The sequence below is a fragment of the Bauldia sp. genome (assembly GCF_020442045.1).
Taxonomy (GTDB): Bacteria; Pseudomonadota; Alphaproteobacteria; order Rhizobiales; family Kaistiaceae; genus Bauldia.
The window spans coordinates 1-17638 of sequence record NZ_JAGRLA010000132.1 but is presented as its reverse complement, the minus strand read 5'-3'; the positions used below and the strand labels follow the sequence as shown (position 1 = coordinate 17638).

At 64.6% G+C, this 17638-nt stretch carries 14 protein-coding genes; 9 read left to right on the top strand and 5 right to left on the bottom strand.

Translation table 11 applies throughout. The annotated features are described in order from the left end of the window. Both trmFO and KDJ86_RS15305 read right to left on the bottom strand, forming a co-directional pair. Positions 1-804, bottom strand: an 804-nt coding sequence (gene trmFO, locus KDJ86_RS15310) for a methylenetetrahydrofolate--tRNA-(uracil(54)-C(5))-methyltransferase (FADH(2)-oxidizing) TrmFO (RefSeq protein WP_291747668.1), incomplete at its 3' end; no start/stop codon positions are given. A gap of 396 nt (positions 805-1200) precedes the next feature. Further along, positions 1201-1353 (bottom strand): DUF1127 domain-containing protein, encoded by a 153-nt coding sequence (locus KDJ86_RS15305; protein ID WP_291747665.1) that lies wholly within the window; start codon positions 1351-1353, stop codon positions 1201-1203. A 304-nt stretch (positions 1354-1657) separates the two neighbouring features. Here KDJ86_RS15305 and gatB point away from each other — a divergent pair, with 304 nt between their 5' ends. Together gatB and KDJ86_RS15295 are read left to right on the top strand one after the other, a co-directional pair. Continuing rightward, the gene (gene gatB, locus KDJ86_RS15300; RefSeq protein WP_291747663.1) at positions 1658-3136 is read left to right on the top strand and encodes an Asp-tRNA(Asn)/Glu-tRNA(Gln) amidotransferase subunit GatB; all 1479 of its coding nucleotides are present in this window, start codon (positions 1658-1660) and stop codon (positions 3134-3136) included. A 33-nt stretch (positions 3137-3169) separates the two neighbouring features. Further along, positions 3170-4135 carry a DMT family transporter gene (locus tag KDJ86_RS15295; RefSeq protein WP_291747660.1) on the top strand — a complete coding sequence of 322 codons (966 nt, stop codon included), beginning with the start codon at positions 3170-3172 and terminating at the stop codon, positions 4133-4135. Here the strand turns inward: KDJ86_RS15295 and KDJ86_RS15290 are convergent. Continuing rightward, on the bottom strand, positions 4119-4625 hold the full coding sequence (locus KDJ86_RS15290) for a hypothetical protein (protein ID WP_291747657.1): 507 nt from the start codon (positions 4623-4625) through the stop codon (positions 4119-4121). The genes KDJ86_RS15295 and KDJ86_RS15290 overlap by 17 nt on opposite strands. A gap of 71 nt (positions 4626-4696) precedes the next feature. Here KDJ86_RS15290 and KDJ86_RS15285 point away from each other — a divergent pair, with 71 nt between their 5' ends. Beyond that, positions 4697-5401: a glutathione S-transferase family protein gene (locus tag KDJ86_RS15285; protein WP_291747654.1), complete on the top strand. Its 705-nt coding sequence runs from the start codon at positions 4697-4699 to the stop codon at positions 5399-5401. A 245-nt stretch (positions 5402-5646) separates the two neighbouring features. Continuing rightward, entirely contained in the window at positions 5647-5916 is a 270-nt protein-coding gene (locus KDJ86_RS15280) for an SEL1-like repeat protein (protein WP_291747651.1), read from the top strand. 73 nt (positions 5917-5989) lie between these two features. Here KDJ86_RS15280 and KDJ86_RS15275 read toward each other — a convergent pair whose 3' ends face one another. Further along, positions 5990-7783: an IlvD/Edd family dehydratase gene (locus KDJ86_RS15275; protein ID WP_291747646.1), complete on the bottom strand. Its 1794-nt coding sequence runs from the start codon at positions 7781-7783 to the stop codon at positions 5990-5992. A 322-nt stretch (positions 7784-8105) separates the two neighbouring features. On the opposite strand from KDJ86_RS15275, the gene KDJ86_RS15270 reads away from it, so the two are divergent. The 5 genes from KDJ86_RS15270 (at position 8106) to KDJ86_RS15250 (ending at position 15397) form a co-directional block, all read left to right on the top strand. Continuing rightward, entirely contained in the window at positions 8106-8879 is a 774-nt protein-coding gene (locus KDJ86_RS15270) for a FadR/GntR family transcriptional regulator (RefSeq protein ID WP_367116831.1), read from the top strand. A 64-nt stretch (positions 8880-8943) separates the two neighbouring features. After that, a complete protein-coding gene (araD1, locus tag KDJ86_RS15265; RefSeq protein WP_291747640.1) occupies positions 8944-9936 on the top strand; it encodes an AraD1 family protein in 993 nt (330 codons plus the stop codon). Between the two features lie 73 nt (positions 9937-10009). Continuing rightward, positions 10010-11446, top strand: coding sequence for an aldehyde dehydrogenase family protein (locus KDJ86_RS15260; RefSeq protein WP_291747638.1), 1437 nt, complete (start codon positions 10010-10012; stop codon positions 11444-11446). A gap of 439 nt (positions 11447-11885) precedes the next feature. Then, positions 11886-12977, top strand: a complete 1092-nt coding sequence (locus KDJ86_RS15255) for a mandelate racemase/muconate lactonizing enzyme family protein (RefSeq protein WP_291747635.1) — start codon at positions 11886-11888, stop codon at positions 12975-12977. Positions 12978-13195: 218 nt separating this feature from the next. Beyond that, on the top strand, positions 13196-15397 hold the full coding sequence (locus tag KDJ86_RS15250) for a calcium-binding protein (protein ID WP_291747633.1): 2202 nt from the start codon (positions 13196-13198) through the stop codon (positions 15395-15397). A gap of 90 nt (positions 15398-15487) precedes the next feature. On the opposite strand, the gene KDJ86_RS15245 is transcribed toward KDJ86_RS15250, so the two are convergent. Continuing rightward, a complete protein-coding gene (locus KDJ86_RS15245; RefSeq protein WP_291747631.1) occupies positions 15488-17356 on the bottom strand; it encodes a cadherin domain-containing protein in 1869 nt (622 codons plus the stop codon). Positions 17357-17638 lie beyond the last annotated feature (282 nt).

Here is a 17638-nt window from a genome sequence, read left to right as displayed (position 1 = left end):
CTTGCGGCCCGGATTGTGGGGATTGGTCAGGCCGACCGGCTTCATCGGCCCGTAGCGGAGTGTCTCGCGGCCACGCCGGGCCATCACCTCGATCGGCAGGCAGCCCTCGAAATAGGGGATCTTTTCCCAGTCGTGATGCTTGTGCTGCTCGCCGGCCATGGCCGCGTCGAGAAAGGCGTCATATGCGTCCTTGTCGAGCGGACAGTTGATGTAGTCCTTGCCGGTACCGCCGGGGCCGACCTTGTCGTATCGCGACTGGAACCAGGCGATGTCCATGTCGATCGATTCGAAATGGACGATCGGTGCGATGGCGTCGAAAAAGGCGAGTGCCGCTTCGCCGGTCAGCTCCTGGATCGCTCCGGCCAGCGAAGCCGAGGTGAGGGGGCCGGTGGCGATGATCACATTGTCCCATTCCGCCGGCGGAAGCCCGGAAACCTCACCACGCTCGAGCGTCACCAGCGGCTCGGACGCGAGCGCCCGGGTGACCGATTCGGAGAATCCCTCGCGGTCGACGGCCAGCGCGCCACCGGCCGGCACCTGATGCGAATCGGCCATGCGCATGATCAGGGAGCCTGCTCGCCGCATTTCCTCGTGGAGGAGACCGACGGCGTTATTCTCCGCATCGTCCGAACGAAAGGAGTTCGAACAGACGAGCTCTGCGAGGCGGTCGGTCCTGTGCGCCTCGGTCGTGAGCGCCGGGCGCATCTCGTGCAGGATGACGGGTATCCCCCGCCGGGCAAGCTGCCAGGCGGCTTCCGAGCCGGCGAGCCCGCCGCCGACGATATGGACCGGATCGATTGTCATCGGCGCGGACCCTAGGCATCCCGCCACCGGTCTTCAACACCGAAGGAGACGGGAACGATGGGGCGGAAAAGAAAAAACGCCCGCCGGGGAGGAAGGATCGGCGGGCGTTTCTCAGTTTTGAGACCGGAACCAGGGAGGAGGAGGTTCCGACCTCGTCTCGTTCGGAGCAGGGAGGAGCGCTCCGAAGCGACTGAATTCCATTCAGCGGACATTTGCCATTTAGGAACGACACATCCGCATTTCAACTGGTTTGCCGGACCAGGGCCGGGGAGAAAAGCGCCCGCCGGGGAGGAAGGATCGGCGGGCGCCTCTCATTAGCGAGACTGGAACCAGGGAGGAGGAGATTCCAGTCTCATTTCGTCCGGAGCAGGGAGGAGCGCTCCGGAACGAATTCAGTTAGCGCCTTGCGGCCTGACGGGCGATTGCCGGGATGTCGACGCGATTGATGCCCAGGTCGGACAAGTCGCGCTGGCTGAGCCGCATGAGCTCGTTGTAGGTGTCCCGATATTGCCGCCAGTTGCGGTAGCTTTCCACGAAACGATTAGCCATCTTTTCCACCTTCTCTTTCCAGTTCCCTCGGGAGGAAGCCTCGGGAGACTGTCTCTTGATCTCTGTGTCGAGAGGAAAGTTAGGCGCGCCGGATCGATATGTGCAGACCGAAATATCGCATGGCTGGAATGCGTTTGATGCAACGCAACAAAGTTTGGCCAAATTATATGCAGCGCAACAGATTTGGCGCGTTGCAACCCTTCCGGAGGGCATTGGGCCGGTTCGAGGCGGAGCATCTCCGGAACGCGACTTGACCCGGTCCGCGCGACGGCCGATACCGCCATCTTCCACGGAATATCGTCCAATGAACCAGGCCGCAGCGAAACCGAGAACGTCGAAACTGATCAAGGGTGCGACCGGCGACTGGGAAATCGTCGTGGGCATGGAAGTCCACGCCCAGGTCACCTCGCATGCCAAGCTCTTTTCGGGCGCCCCAACCGGATTCGGCGGCGCCCCCAATGATCATGTCAGCCTTGTCGACGCGGCGATGCCCGGGATGCTGCCGGTCATCAACGGGGAGTGCGTCGCGCAGGCGGTGCGGACCGGGCTCGGGCTCGACGCGGAGATCAATCTCCGCAGCGTCTTCGACCGGAAGAACTACTTCTATCCGGACCTGCCGCAGGGCTATCAGATTTCGCAGTACAAGCAGCCGATCGTCGGCGAAGGCACGGTCACGGTCGACCTTGCGGATGGCGAGACGGTGACGGTCGGCATCGAGCGCCTTCACCTCGAACAGGATGCCGGCAAGTCGATCCACGACCAGCATGCCACGATGAGCTTCGTCGACCTCAACCGGTCCGGCGTTGCGCTGATGGAGATCGTGTCGAAGCCCGACATCCGGTCGGCCGACCAGGCCAAGGCCTTCCTGACCAAGCTGCGCTCGATCCTGCGCTATCTCGGGACCTGCGACGGCGACATGGAGAAGGGGAACCTGCGGGCGGACGTCAACGTCTCGGTGCGGCGGCCGGGCGAGCCGCTCGGCACGCGCTGCGAGATCAAGAACGTCAATTCGATCCGCTTCGTCGGCCAGGCGATCGACTTCGAGGCACGGCGCCAGGTTGGCCTGATCGAGGACGGCGGCACGGTCGAGCAGGAGACCCGGCTCTTCGATCCCGGCCGCGGCGAGACCCGTTCGATGCGCTCCAAGGAAGAGGCGCACGACTACCGCTATTTCCCCGATCCCGATCTTCTGCCGCTCGAATTCGACCAGGCCTATGTCGACCAGCTCGCGGCCGGGCTTCCCGAACTGCCGGACGCGCGGAAGGAGCGCTTCGTCGGCGCGTTCGGCCTGTCGCCCTACGACGCCGATGTTCTCGTCGCCGAGAAGGAGAATGCGGAATATTTCGAGGCGGTCGCCGAAGGACGCGATCCGAAGATTGCCGCCAACTGGGTGATCAACGAGCTCGCCGGCCGGCTCAACCGCGAGGGCAGGGAGATCGCCGACAGTCCGGTCTCGACCGAACAGCTCGGCGCGATCATCGACCTGATCGGCGAGGGGACCATTTCCGGCAAGATCGCCAAGGATCTGTTCGAAATCGTCTGGGCCGAGGGCGGCGACCCGCGCGTGGTCGTCGACGAACGCGGCATGAAGCAGGTCACCGATACCGGCGCGATCGAGGCGCTGGTCGACGAGATCATCGCAGCCAATCCGGACAAGGCCAGGCAGGTGAGGGAAAAGCCGGCCATGCTCGGCTGGTTCGTCGGCCAGGTGATGAAGGCGAGCCAGGGCAAGGCCAATCCGCAGGCCGTCAACGCACTCTTAAAGGAAAAGCTGGGAGTGTAGCGGCCGGCATCAATCGCCACCGGGGGAGAAGCGATGGCAATTGGTCTGTGGTCGATCGTCGAAGCGCACAAGCCAAAAGCCGTTTCGGGCGACTCCGAGGCGGCCGGATACGCGGCGGGTCTCCTGACCTGGGTCCTGGCCGGCGGGGTCTACGTCGCCGCCAAGGGCTCCATCGACGAGATGCCGCCCTGGACGCTCTGCTTTTTCCGGCTGCTGATCGCGACGCTTATCCTGCTGCCGTTCGTGCGCCACCATTTCCCGGAGATGGGCGCGTTTCTCCGCAAGCACTGGCTCCACGCGCTGTTCGTCGGAGCGATCGGGCTTGGCTTCACCCAGGGCCTGATGTTCACGGCGCTGTCCTATACCACGGCCGTCACCGCCGGCATCATCTTCTCGACGACGCCGATCATCACGCTGGTCCTCGCCCGGTTCTTCCTTCACGAGGACATGGGCCGGTGGCAGGTGGTCGGATCGCTTGTCGCCTTCGTCGGAATCGTGGTGATCGCGATCAAGGGAAGCCTCGCCGTCCTGTTCTCCCTGGACCTGAGCGTCGGCGACCTGATCGTGGTGTGCTCGGCACTTGTCTTCTCTTTCTATGCGGTGCTGCTGAAGCGCGCGAAATTCGAGCTGCCGCGGCTCTCGCTGCTGGTTGTCCTGATGAGCGGCGCGGTCGTCGCGACATTTCCCTTCTTCGTGATCGAGCTCCTCAACGGCGATCACACCAACCTGGCCTGGAAGGGCTATCTGGCGCTCGCCTATGCCGCGGTTCCCGGCGGCGGCCTGATGTATTTCCTCTACAACTGGAGCGTCGACGTGCTCGGCGCGTCCCGCGCCCAGGGTCTGCTTTATTCGCAGATGGTCTTCACCGCGATCCTCGCCTGGCTGATCCTCGGCGAGGCGATCGAGTGGTATCACCTCGTCGGCGCGGCGCTGATCATCGTCGGCGTGATCCTCGTGACCTTCCTCAAGCCGAAGGCGGCCGTCACTCCAGCGAAGTGATCTTGTAGACGACGAAGGGGGGCACACCGGCCTCCATCTGTTCGCGCGCATAGGTGACATAGGCATTGAGATCGTCGATGCAGACCATCTCGTTGCACCGGGACAAACCCGGCATGTCGTTGAAATCATGAGGCCTGATCGCCGCATGGCTCTCGGCCGTCATCGCGGCGCGGTCGACCTTCAGGAGGGCATAGAGGAAGGGGGCCGGTTCGTCGTCCGGTCCCTGCATCTGCACGACGAAGAGGTCGTCGCCGACAGATTTCAGCCGGACGGCGACCTTCTCGTCCCCACTGCCGGGGAAGAAGCCGTAGATGTTGCCGTCGCGCTTCCAGACCGCGCGGTCATCGGGTCGATCCATCGCGCGAAACACGATGGTCTCATAGGGGAATACGGCCTCCTCGGCGCCGATCAGCGGGGTGTTGCTGGTGAAGCAGGCGGCCAGCGCCGCCGGAGCGAGAAGGACGAACAAGATGCCGCAGATGCGTTTCATGGGGTTCCAGTCGGCCGAGGTTCATGGAAGGCTTGTCGACCTCCCGCCTATCTGCCCATCAGGTTTCAAATATGACCGACACCGCGGCGCAACCGATCGAAGTCTTCTACTGGTCGACTCCCAACGGCCGGAAGGTGGCGGTCATGCTCGAGGAGCTGGCGGTGCCGTACCGTGTCAACTTCGTCGACATCAACAACATGGAACAGTGGACTCCGGAATACGAGGCGATCTCCCCGAACCACCAGATTCCGGCGATCCGCGACCCTTCCGGACCGGGCGGAGAGCCGATCGCGATCGCCGAATCCGCCGCGATCCTGATGTATCTCGGGCGCAGGTTCGGGCGCTTCTATCCGCAGGACGAACGTCAGCGGGTCGCGGTCGAGCAGTGGTTGATGTGGCAGATCTCGAGCTTCGGCCCCTTCCTCGGCCAGGCGCATCACTTCAACTGGGCTGCCCCCGAGGAGATGCCCTATGCCATCGACCGCTACCACAAGATCGCGGAGCGGCTCTACGGGGTCCTGGAACGCCACCTTCGAAGCAGGGAATACGTTGCTGGTGACTATTCGATCGCCGACATCGCCATCTACTGCTGGGCCGCCCGCCACGCCCGCCATCGGATCGACCTCGAGGATTTTCCGTCGGTGCGGGGCTGGTATGAAGCAATCGGCGAACGTCCGGCGGTCAAGCGGGGGATGGCGATCATCAAGCCGGGAACCGTCGATGCGGCGTCGCCGATCCCCGCATGGGAAAAACGCAAGGATAACCGCCCGCTTTGACCTCATGGTTGACGCGAGGTTGACACGGCCCCCCGCGGGTTAACGCTGATTGGCCGGAAAACGGCGGAATCCCGGCTTTCAGGTTGATCGTGGTCAACGGATGGTTACCCGTCCGTTTGACCAAAATTAATTTCGATTTTTAGGAAGCTTTTCAGGGAACGGAGCCACACTCCTCATCAAGGAAGAGGACAGGGAGGCGTCAAAAATATCCGCCTCTTCCAGGGACAACAGGATGGGGAATGATGATGGCACGCTTTGAAATGGGTTCGCCGGAAATGGGTGGGATGGCCGAGATGCAGCCGAACGCCGAAGGCCTGTTCAACCTCGGCATCGTCTACGCGACCGGCCTCGACGGCGAGGCGGATCTCGTCGCCGCTCACAAGTGGTTCAACCTCGCGGCCCTGCGCGGCAATCCGGAAGCGGCCTATCACCGCCAGCAGATCGCCGAAGAGCTCTCCGATGTCGAGATCGCGATGGCCCAGCGCGACGCGCGGGAGTGGCTCGGCACCCACTGATCAGGTGACGCCGGGCCATGGAGCCCGGCTCATGGTCACCCGGGGAGGGCGGTAACCCGCCCTCCGCAGGAAGTCAGTGATTGTCGCGCGGTATCGACGTGTGGGCGACGTCCTGATACTTGATCGCCGGCTTGAGCACCATGCCTTCCGAGAACTGATCGACCATGCTCCGCTGGATCTCCTGCCACGGCGTCTGGTGCTTCGGATAAGGGAAGCCGCCATTGGCCTCCAGGTCGGCGCGCCGTTTTTCGAGTTCTTCATCCGATATCAGGATATTGGCTTCGCCCTTGTTGAGGTCGAAGCGGACCCGGTCACCGGATTTCAGCAGGGCCAGGCCACCGCCGACCGCGGCTTCCGGCGAGGCGTTGAGGATCGACGGCGATCCGGAGGTGCCCGACTGCCGGCCATCGCCGACGCAGGCGAGCGAGTGGATGCCGCGTTTGATCAACTCCGCGGGCGGCTGCATGTTCACCACTTCCGCGCCGCCGGGATAGCCGATCGGGCCGGCACCCCGGATGAACAGGATGGAATCCTCGGTCACGCCGAGGTCCGGGTTCTCGATGCGGGCGTGATAGTCCTCCGGCCCGTCGAAGACCACGGCTGGCCCTTCGAAAACGTTCGGGCGTTCCGGATCGGACAGGTATCGGGTGCGGAACTCCTCCGAGATGACGCTGGTCTTCATGACCGCGGAGTCGAAGAGATTGCCTTTCAGGATGATGAAGCCGGCATCTTCCATCAGCGGGTTGTCGAACGAGCGGATGACGTCCGGATCGCTCGATTCCCGGCCGGCACAGTTCTCGCCGATCGTTTTGGCATTGACGGTCATCGCCCCTTCGCGGATCAGGCCGTGACGGATCAGCTCGCCGACGACCGCCGGAACGCCGCCGGCGCGGTGAAACTCCTCGCCGAGATATTCGCCGGCCGGCTGCATGTTGACGAGGAGAGGAACCTTGTGGCCGACCGTCTCCCAATCCTCGATGTTCAGCTTGACGCCGATGTGGCGCGCGATGGCGTTGATGTGGATCGGGGCATTGGTCGAGCCGCCGATCGCCGAATTGACGACGATGGCGTTCTCGAAGGCTTCGCGGGTCAGGATATCGGAGGGCTTGAGGTCTTCGAGGACCATCTCGACGGCGCGCTTGCCGGTCTCGTAGGCGATCTGGCCGCGCTCGCGATAGGGAGCGGGAATGGCCGAACATCCCGGCAGGCTCATGCCGAGAGCTTCGGCCAGGGAATTCATGGTCGAGGCGGTGCCCATCGTGTTGCAATGGCCCACCGACGGGACCGACGAGGTGACCAGTTCGACGAAGCCCTCGTTGTCGATCTCGCCGGCTGCGAGCTTCTCGCGCGCCTCCCACAGGATGGTGCCCGATCCGCTGCGTTTGCCGTTGTGCCATCCGTTCAGCATCGGTCCGCCCGACAGGACGATTGCCGGGATATTGACGGTGGCGGCGGCCATGACGCAGGCCGGGGTCGTCTTGTCGCAGCCGGTGGTCAGGACGACGCCGTCAAGAGGATAGCCGTAAAGCAGCTCTACGAGGCCGAGATAGGCGAGGTTGCGGTCGAGGGCGGCGGTCGGGCGCTTGCCGGATTCCTGGATGGGGTGGACCGGAAATTCCATGCACAGGCCTCCGGCGGCCCGGATGCCCTCGCGGACACGCTTGGCGAGCTCGAGATGATGGCGGTTGCAGGGGGAAAGGTCATTTCCCGTCTGGGCGATTCCGATGACGGGCTTGCCCGACTGGAGCTCCTCCCTGGTCAGCCCGTAGTTGAGATAGCGCTCGATATAGAGCGCGGTCATGCCCGGATTGTCTGGATTGTCGAACCAGAGCTGGGAGCGGAGCCGGGTCGTTTGTTTGTTCTGCATTTCCTGGTTTTCCCTGTTGCCGAATGCCGTGAGCGCAACACATCGGCTTATCGCTCGACGTTAGCCATCGGCATCTGGATAGTCGATTGCGGTAGAGAGCGCGCGAGTCGGCGTCCGTGTCAGAGTCAGAAACATAGTATGAAAAACGTTTCCGCGCCACGCCCGCGAGTTACCCGGCGCGGGCGCCAATTTCCGCTTGGAATCACCTGCAATCAGGATTGCAATTCGCTGGAACCACTCAACGGAATAGTAGTATGATAGATTTTGTAGCCTCTGCACATTCTCACAAAAAGACGAGACCTTGAAGCAAGATTGGAGCTTGATGCGGTCGGCAAGAGAACCGGCTGCCCGTCAGATGCGAACCGGAAACGATCGAAAAGGCCAAGGCAGTCTGTCGGAGTCGGTCGCCCGTTCCCTCGGACGCCGTATTGTCTCCGGCCAATACGAACCGGGCGACACCCTGCCGACCGAACCCCAGATCCAGGAGGAATTCGGGGTGTCCCGGACCGCGGTTCGCGAGGCAATCCGCGTATTGTCGGCGAAGGGCCTGACCGTCTCCCGGCCGAAGATCGGCACGCGGGTGCGGCCGAAGGTCGATTGGGCGATGCTCGACCCGGACGTCCTGCGCTGGCACCTCGAGCAGAATCCCGGCGACGACTTCATCCATGCCCTGTTCGAGATGCGCGAGATCATCGAGCCGGCGGCGGCGGCGCGGGCGGCCGAACGGGCGACCGAGGAGGAACTGGTGATCCTCGGCAGGGCGATGGACGGCATCCAGAACGAGCCGCGCGGCAGCGATGCGCAGATTCAGGCCGACATCGCCTTCCATATGGCACTGCTCGAAGCCTCGAGGAATCCGCTGCTGCGCTCGGTCGGTGCGATGATCCGGTCGGCGCTGGAGATCACATTCACGCTGGGATGGCGGACGATCATGGGCGGCGATGCCGTCCTCCAGCATCGCGCGGTCTATGACGCCGTGCGCGAAAAGGACCCGGAAGAAGCCTTTCTGGCGATGCGCCGGCTCCTGCGCAATTCCAAGGGCAACGTCTTCGACGCGATCTGGATCACCCGGAACGAGGGTGAGACAGCGTCCTGACGGCGGTTGACGCCGCAGCGGACGGCCGTAAGACATATCCGGGACACCAACGGGAGAACGCCGTATGCGGCTGCTTCAAATCAGGAAGGGTCGAGGTGGCCGCCAGGTCATCGCGACCGACGGGGACACGTCATGGATTGTCCCCGGCCATGAGACGACCTACGACCTGGCGATGGCGGCGATCGCCAGGGGCACGACGATCGGGGCCCTGGTCGAGAAGGCGGGGCGGGGCGCCCGGGCGAACCCGGCGAAGCTGCTCGCCGACGGGCGCGTGCTCGCTCCGATCGCCCATCCCGATCCGGCCCATCTGATCGTCACCGGAACCGGCCTGACCCATCTCGGCTCGGCCGCGACCCGCGACTCGATGCATGCCAAGGTCGCCAAGGCCAAGGTGGAGACGCTGACCGACTCGATGCGCATGTTCCGCATGGGGCTGGAAGGCGGCAAGCCGAAAAAGGGCGGGAAGGGTGTCCAGCCGGAATGGTTCTACAAGGGCGACGGCAGCTTCGTCGCGGCCCCCGGCGAGCCGCTGGTCTCTCCGGCCTTTGCCGAGGATGGCGGCGAGGAACCCGAGGTCGCCGGCATCTACGTGATCGGCAAGGACGGCAAGCCCTTCCGGATCGGCTTCGCGCTGATGAACGAGTTCTCGGACCATGTCGTCGAGCGCCAGAACTACCTCTGGCTCGCCCATTCGAAGCTGCGGCCGTCCTCGCTCGGCCCGGAACTGCTGCTCGGCGACCTGCCGCAGGACATCCGCGGCTCGTCGCGGATCCGGCGCGGCAAGAAGGTCATCTTCGACCAGCCCTTCCTGACCGGCGAGGCCAACATGTCGCACACCATCGCCAACCTCGAGGCGCATCATTTCAAGTATCCATGGTTCCGTCGCCCGGGCGACGTCCATATCCACTGCTTCGGGACGGCGACGCTCTCCTTCGCCTCGGGGGTCAAGACCAAGTCGGGTGACGTCTTCGAGATCGAAGCGGCGGAATTCGGCCTTCCCCTTGCGAATCCGCTGAAAATGGCCAAATCGGAAAAGGTCGCCATCAAGGCGCTTTGACGGGACGGCGCGACGACACCCGCGCCGGACCAACCACATCACCGACACGTCCGCACACAGGAAGATCAGGTCAATGGAAGAGCTGCACAGGAACTACATCGCCGGCGAATGGCGCGAAGGCGAGGCCGCACCGAACGTCAATCCCTCCGACACCAGCGACGTGATCGGCCACTACGCGCGGGCGACCGCGGCGGATGCCGAAGCCGCGATCGCCGCTGCGAAGGACGCGTTTCCCGCCTGGTCGCGGACCGGCATCCAGCAGCGCCACGACATCCTCAAGACCGCTTCCGACGAGGTGATCGCCCGCAAGGCCGAGCTCGGCAAGCTGCTCTCCCAGGAAGAGGGCAAGACGCTCGCCGAAGGGATCGGCGAGACGGTGCGCGCCGCCCAGATCCTCGACTTTTTCGCCGGCGAATGTTTGCGGCTTTCCGGCGAGACGCTGCCGAGCGTCCGCCCCGGCATCGGCGTCGAGATCACCCGCGAGCCGGTCGGCGTCGTCGGTGTGATCACGCCGTGGAATTTTCCGATCGCGATTCCGGCCTGGAAGATCGCGCCGGCGCTCTGCTACGGCAATACCGTCGTCGTCAAGCCGGCCGACCTCGTGCCGGGCTGCACCTGGGCGCTTGTCGATATCCTCAACCGCGCCGGCCTGCCGCCGGGCGTGCTCAACCTGGTGATGGGCCGCGGCTCGGTCGTCGGCCAGGCGCTGCTCGACTCGCCCGATGTCAACGCGCTGACCTTCACCGGCTCGGTCGGCACCGGCAAGCGGGTCGCCGAGGCCTCGGTCAGGCAGATGCGGAAATTCCAGCTCGAGATGGGCGGCAAGAACCCGCTGGTCGTGCTCGACGACGCCGACCTCAAGACGGCGGTCGAATGCGCGGCGAACGGCGCCTATTTCTCGACCGGACAGCGCTGCACCGCCTCGTCGCGACTGGTGGTGACCGAGGGCATCCACGACAAGTTCGTCGCCGCGCTCACCGAGCGGATGCAGGGGCTGGTCGTCGACCATGCCCTGAAGGAGGGGACCCATATCGGCCCGGTGGTCGACCAGAGCCAGCTCGACCAGGACGAAAGCTATATCGGCATCGCCAAGGACGAGGGCGCCAAGCTCCACTGGGGCGGCGATCGTCTCAACCGCGAGACCGAGGGCTTCTTCCTGCAGCCGGCGCTGTTCACCGAGACCAGGCCCGAGATGCGGATCAACCGCGAAGAGGTGTTCGGGCCGGTCGCCAGCGTCATCAGGGTCAAGGATTATGACGAGGCGCTTGAGGTGGCCAACGATACCGAATTCGGCCTGACCTCGGGCGTCTGCACGACGAGCCTGAAACATGCCACCCACTTCAAGCGCAACTCGGAAGCCGGGATGGTGATGGTCAACCTGCCGACGGCGGGCGTCGACTATCACGTCTCCTTCGGCGGCCGGAAGGGCTCGAGCTACGGACCGCGCGAGCAGGGCCGCTACGCGGCCGAGTTCTTCACCACGGTGAAGACGGCCTATACGCTGCCTTAGGGCGGTTTCGTCTGATTGCGATGAGGCCCGGCCGGGCAACCGGCCGGGCCTTTTTCAAAGCCCACACCATGCTGAGGTGCCCGGCGGAGCCGGGCCTCGAAGCACGCTGGTCCCGGTGTCAGGCGCGGCAGGGCGGCGGCTCGGTCGCTGCGTCCTTCGAGGCTCGCTGCACTCGCACCTCAGGATGGCTTGGGGAGTGCCTCGGCTTTGCCGTCCCTAAAGGTTTCGCCCAAGCCGGAGTCGCAACGTCGATCGAGCCCGAGGGCAGGCACTCAGGATGGCGGGGTGGGTGTTGTCGGAGGTGAGGGTGGAGCCTCCGTCATCCGGGGCCCGAAAATCCAACTTCGCCATGCTGAGGCGCCCGGCGGAGCCGGGCCTCGAAGCACGCGCTTGACGCCGGGACGCCACATGCCGTCCATTCCGCAGCCAGGAGGCTTGCATGACCGCCATTCGTGAGATCGACACGCGCCTTTTCAGGATTCCGCTGGCCGAAGTCCTGACCGACGCCAAGCACGGCGATCACAGCCATTTCGACCTGGTGACGGCGACGGTCCGGCTGGCGGACGGGCGGGAAGGGACGGGCTATACCTATACCGGCGGTCGCGGCGCCGAGGCCGTCCGGGCGATGATCGACCATGATCTCGCGCCGTTGCTCTCCGGCGAGGATGCCACCGATATCGAGGGCCTCCACGAAGCGATGCAGTGGCATGTCCACTATGTCGGCCGGGGTGGTATCGCCTCCTTTGCCATCTCTGCCGTCGACATCGCGCTGTGGGATCTGCGGGGCAAGGCCAGCGGCCAGCCGCTATCGGCGATGGCGGGCGGGGCGGGAACGACCTGCCGCGCCTATTGCGGGGGTATCGACCTCGGCTTCCCGCTGCCGAAGCTGCTCGAGTCGATACGCGGCTACCTGGCGCGCGGATTCAACGGCGTGAAGATCAAGGTGGGCCGGCCCGACCTTGACGAGGATGTGGAGCGGGTGCGGGCAGTGCGGGACCTGATCGGACCCGGCGTCGCCTTCATGGTCGACGCCAACTATGCGCTGGACGTCGATGCCGCGATCGCGGCGGCCCGCGCCTTCTCGCCCTACGGCCTGGTGTGGTTCGAGGAGCCGACGCTGCCCGACGACTATTTCGGCTACGCGCGGATCGCCGAGGCAACCGGCATGCCGCTGGCGATGGGCGAGAACCTCCACACCATCGCCGAGTTCGAGCTGGCGCTGGACCATGCGCGGCTCTCCTTCATCCAGCCCGACGCCTCGAACTGCGGGGGCATCACCGGATGGCTGCGAATCGCCGACCTGGCGCGCCGCGCCGGAATCCCGGTCTGCAGCCATGGCATGCAGGAACTGCACGTCAGCCTGATGGCCGGCCAGCCCAATGCCGGCTGGCTGGAGGTGCATTCCTTCCCGATCGACGCCTACACGGAGAGGCCGCTGGTGGTGGAGGACCATAGGGCGGTGGCGCCGGACAAGCCCGGCATCGGCGTCGCTTTCGACTGGCTGGGGCTGGCTCCGTTCGAGATCACGTGACCCCGCTATCGGAGCCGAGTGGACGCGACGGCTTGACCGCGTGTTGTTTTCCGAAGCGCCTCTTTCCCTGGGAGACCAGCCATCGCGCACAGGTGGAGGTGGCGGGCGCCTTTCGCGCGTCAACCATAATCACAGGTTAACGGTCCGACTTAACACCTCGCGGCGAGGTCGCTGATACGGTCTTCCGGTTGTTGGACGCCGCCTCGGGGGAGATGGCCATGGCGCTGGCCTTGTACGGCACGGAATTTCTGGTCAGCACGGACCCGATCACAGGAACGCGCCCTGAATTCGCCGACGCGGCGGCGAGCCTCGCCAACGGCGGCTTCGTCCTCACCTACCATAACAACTACCCGTCCTACAGCTACTTCGCCCGGGTCTATGACGGCTTCGGCGATTCCATTGCCGGCCCGACCGGCACCGAAGGCATCAACGGCTTCTCCGCCTATCTGGACGGCGGAATCGCCGAGCTCAGCAACGCCAGGCTGGTCGAGGCCTTCTCCAAGGCGGGAGAACCGGGGGACACGGCCGACGTCGGGGTGGCGATCCTGCTTCCCGACTTGACCGGCACGCCCGCGGTCGTAACCCCGGGGCCGGAAGCACCGACGACCCAGACCGGCCTGCAGGACCACCCCGGCGTCGCCGCCAGCCAGCTCGGCGGCTACATGGTGGTGTGGGGCGACGACGCGGTGTCATACGGCCCGTCGGGCGAGAACGTCATCGCCCAGGTATTCGACAACGACGGTGTCGCGGTCGCCCCGGCCTTCGTCGTGTCGGAGGCAGCATTCAGCGCGGACGACCAGCACACCCCCGACGTCGCCAGCCTGGCGGGCGGCGGCTACGTCGTCACCTGGCAGGACGACAGCGGCATCGACGGGGACGGGAGTGGCATCAGGGCGCGTGTCTTCTCGTCGTCGGGCACGGCGGTGACCGGCGAAAAGGCGGTCAACCAGGATGCGACGGGGAATCAGACCGAGCAGGAGGTCGCGGCGCTGGCCGACGGCGGTTTCGTCGTGGTCTGGGAGGATGGCGGCCAGATCGAGGCGCGGGTCTTCAACGAATCCGGGATCGCGGTGACCGGCGACGTCCCGGTCGCGCAATACGCGGGCGGGAGCAAGTATCTTCCCGAGGTGACCGGGCTGCTCGACGGCGGCTTCCTGGTGACGTGGACCACCAATGGCGGCCCGGCGGACGGCGGCGACGGCGAGTCGCTGACGGTCAAGGCGCGCACCTTCTCCGCCTCCGGCATCGCGACCAGTGACGAGATCATCGTCAATACCGTCACTGCCGGCGGCCAGTGCCATTCGATGGCGGCGACCCTCGCCGATGGCCGCGTCGTCATCTCCTGGACCGACGAGAGCAACATACTCGGGACCAATCACGAGACCCGCGCCCAGCTCCTCGACCCGCGGTTGGCCGGCGTCACCGTGACCGGGACGGCCGGCGCCGACAAGTATGTCGGCAGCGCCTTCGCGGACGTGCTGAAGGGAGAAGGCGGAGACGATGCCCTGCGCGGCGGAGCCGGTGACGATACGCTCGACGGCGGGTCCGGCGCCGACAGCATGGAAGGCGGCACCGGCAACGACACCTACGTCGTCGACAACGCCGGCGACACGGTGATCGAGCAGGCCGGCGAGGGGACGGACACGGTCAAGGCGAGCATCGCCTATACGCTCGGCGCCAATGTCGAGAACCTGACGCTGATGGAGCCGGCGGCGATCGCCGCCTCGGGCAATGTCGATGCCACCGGCAACAGCCTCGCCAATACGCTGACCGGCAATTCGGGAAACAACATCCTCGACGGCAAGGCCGGCGCCGACACCATGCGGGGCAAGGCCGGCAACGACACCTATATGGTCGACAACGCCGGCGACACGGTGATCGAGCAGGCCGGCGAGGGGACGGATACGGTCAAGGCGAGCATCTCATACGGCCTCGGTGACAACCTGGAAAAGCTGGTGCTGACCGGCACGGCATCGATCAACGGCACCGGCAATGCGCTTGCCAACACGCTGGTCGGCGACGCGGCCGACAACCGGCTGGAGGGCCGCCGCGGCGACGACATCCTCGCCGGCGGCCCCGGCAAGGACAAGCTGCTCGGCAAGGGCGGCAAGGACGTCTTCGTCTTCGCCGACGGGCTGGGCAAGGCCAACGCCGACAAGATCAAGGGCTTCAAGCAGGGCAAGGATACGATCTTCCTGGACGAAAAGGTGTTTTCGGCGGTGGGCGGGAAGCTCGGCCACAAGGAGTATGTCGAGGGCAAGAAGGCCCACGACGCCAACGACCACATCATCCGCGACGGGAAGAAGCTCTATTACGACCCCGACGGCAAGGGCGGGGCAAAGCAGCTGCTCTTCGCCAGGGTCGACAAGAAGGCCGACCTCGACCACCACGACTTTGACGTCGGCGACTTCGTCATCTGACGCAAGGGGGGCAGGCAGTGATTGATCCCGCCCCGCCGATGGGGCGGGGTGGGACGATATCCCGAAGGCGGGACCCTGGTGGTCTCCGGATCAGGCGACGAGGAAGTCGTCGGCGTGGAGATCGAGTTGCTTGTCCAGCTTGGCGATGTGGAAGGCTTTCTCGCCACCCTTGCCATCCGGGTCGTACCAGACCTTGCCGGTCTTCTTGATGTAGCCGAGGCGGTCGTCGTGGTCCTTGGCTTTCTTCCCGATGTGGAACAGGTCGTCGGCAACGGTTCCGATGGGCAGTGCGGGATAATAGTCATGATCGAGCGCGATCGTGTCGACGCCGGGCTTGAAGTCCCTGAGCTCGGCGACTTTGCCACGCTGCGGCCCCCACTCGAACAGGAACATGTCCGAGCCGGCACCACCCTTCATGATGTCGTGGCCGCGACCATCGATCAGGAGGTCATTGCCCTTGCCGCCCTTCAGGATATCGCTGCCGAAGCCGCCAAAGATGATGTCGTCTCCGCCGAGGCCCTTGAGGACGTCCTTGTTGTGGCCGCCGAGGATGATGTCGCCATGCTCGGTGGGATCGGGCTGGCCGGGCACCGTCTTGTGCGCGTTCACCTTGTCGCGTCCCGGCGTGCCGATGATGAGGACGCCCTGGGCATCGTCAACGGCGACCGTTACCGATTGAACATCGACTTCCGATCCGTGCGTTGCCGCGACGACGACATGATAGTGGTTGTCGCCATTGGCGTCGGTTGGCGTCGCGTGCGTCGGGGGTGTGACGAAGCTCAGCCCGCCGGTGTTGGCGTCGATCATGAATTTGTCGGCGTCTTTGCCCCCGGCGATCGAGAATTTAACCGTCCCGGGCTGGTCGCCAGGCTTTGCGGTTACCGTCGTGACCAGCGCGACTCCCTCGGGATGGTACAGATAAGTCGAGTTGCCTCCGCCGTTTGACGTGATGACCGGCGGTTCGGCGGCATCGGTTATCGTAACCGCGATGGCCTGGGTGTCGGCGAGCTTTCCGTCGCTGACCTTGACGACGACGTCGTAGACGTTGTCCGCGCCGGCATCGGTGGGGTTCTCGAAGTCAGGGGGCGGGTTGAAGGACAGCGATCCGGTCACGGGATCGATTTCGAACTTGGCGGCATCGGCGCCTCCGGAGATCGAGTATTTCAGCTTGGTGCCGGCGTTTTCGTCGGTCGCCTGGACGATGGTGACGGCGGTCGTGTTTTCGGCAACGGAGAGGGCGGCGGCGTCACCACCGCCGTCCGAGACGATGACGGGCGCCTTGTTCGACGTGTCCTTGACCACGCCGATGATGAAGTCCTGCGTGTCGGAATCCGTGCCGTCAGTAGCCTTTACGGTGACCAGGTATGAATTGTCGCCGTTCTTATCGGCGGGATGCTTGAAGTCGGGAGCGTTGATGAAGCTCAGCTTGCCGGTCTTCGAGTTGATCTCGAACAGGCTTGCGTCGACGCCGCCCGAGATCTTGTACGTAATCGGGTCGTTTTCCACGTCGACCGCGACGACCTTGGTGACGAAGGTCGTACCCTCGAGGAGGGACATCTGGGCGAGGGAGCCGCCATCCGAGACAATAACCGGAGCGTCGTTCACCGGCTTCACGTCGAGCAGATAATCGTCCGTTCCGCGGCCGTAACCATCCAGGATGGAAAAGATATCCGGCCCGAAGTAATCCTGGTCCGGCTGATAGGTCACGGTCGCGAGTACTGTGTTGAGAGCGGGAAAGTTCGCCAGTGTGCTCGTGATCGTCCGGCCGCTATCGGAGATGGTCACCGCGGCGAGGAAGAGCGGATCGACGTTCAGCGTCCCGTGGTCGACATGAAGGATGAATTTTCCGACCGGATTCGGACCGAAAAAGGTCGGGTCGGACACGGTGAACCCGTTTAGTGCGGTGAGCGTGTCTTCGTTGAGTTCGACCGTCGTGGGCCCCTGACTCACTAGTGCCATGATTGTATGCCTTCTCTCTGCGTTATACCGCCCCGCTCAGGGCTTTGTTGCTTCTTGCAGCCAAGCAAGTTGGCGCATGGCTCCTTCCCGGGCCGTCGGATCCTGACGGGCTGCCGCGCAACATTCTCCCCCCGCTGCCATCCCGACACCGGCGGGCCCCTTGCTGGCGCGTCGCTGCGATTACCCGCCCGGTCGGGGTGACGTGTTCCAGCACGTCGGCAGGATCCGCATCTCCTGTTGTCGCAACGGGTAGCAACCGTCCCAAAGCGCTGCAATCCGGAT

Excerpts from the sequence above, each read along its gene's own strand:
- KDJ86_RS15285 (WP_291747654.1), top strand. The coding sequence starts at position 4,697 with ATGACCGACACCGCGGCGCAACCGATCGAAGTCTTCTACTGGTCGACT.
- KDJ86_RS15260 (WP_291747638.1), top strand. The coding sequence starts at position 10,010 with ATGGAAGAGCTGCACAGGAACTACATCGCCGGCGAATGGCGCGAAGGC.
- araD1 (WP_291747640.1), top strand. The coding sequence starts at position 8,944 with ATGCGGCTGCTTCAAATCAGGAAGGGTCGAGGTGGCCGCCAGGTCATC.
- KDJ86_RS15295 (WP_291747660.1), top strand. The coding sequence starts at position 3,170 with ATGGCAATTGGTCTGTGGTCGATCGTCGAAGCGCACAAGCCAAAAGCC.
- KDJ86_RS15305 (WP_291747665.1), bottom strand. The coding sequence starts at position 1,353 with ATGGCTAATCGTTTCGTGGAAAGCTACCGCAACTGGCGGCAATATCGG.
- KDJ86_RS15250 (WP_291747633.1), top strand. The coding sequence starts at position 13,196 with ATGGCGCTGGCCTTGTACGGCACGGAATTTCTGGTCAGCACGGACCCG.
- KDJ86_RS15270 (WP_367116831.1), top strand. The coding sequence starts at position 8,106 with ATGCGGTCGGCAAGAGAACCGGCTGCCCGTCAGATGCGAACCGGAAAC.
- KDJ86_RS15290 (WP_291747657.1), bottom strand. The coding sequence starts at position 4,625 with ATGAAACGCATCTGCGGCATCTTGTTCGTCCTTCTCGCTCCGGCGGCG.
- KDJ86_RS15280 (WP_291747651.1), top strand. The coding sequence starts at position 5,647 with ATGGCACGCTTTGAAATGGGTTCGCCGGAAATGGGTGGGATGGCCGAG.
- gatB (WP_291747663.1), top strand. The coding sequence starts at position 1,658 with ATGAACCAGGCCGCAGCGAAACCGAGAACGTCGAAACTGATCAAGGGT.
- KDJ86_RS15275 (WP_291747646.1), bottom strand. The coding sequence starts at position 7,783 with ATGCAGAACAAACAAACGACCCGGCTCCGCTCCCAGCTCTGGTTCGAC.
- KDJ86_RS15255 (WP_291747635.1), top strand. The coding sequence starts at position 11,886 with ATGACCGCCATTCGTGAGATCGACACGCGCCTTTTCAGGATTCCGCTG.
- KDJ86_RS15245 (WP_291747631.1), bottom strand. The coding sequence starts at position 17,356 with ATGGCACTAGTGAGTCAGGGGCCCACGACGGTCGAACTCAACGAAGAC.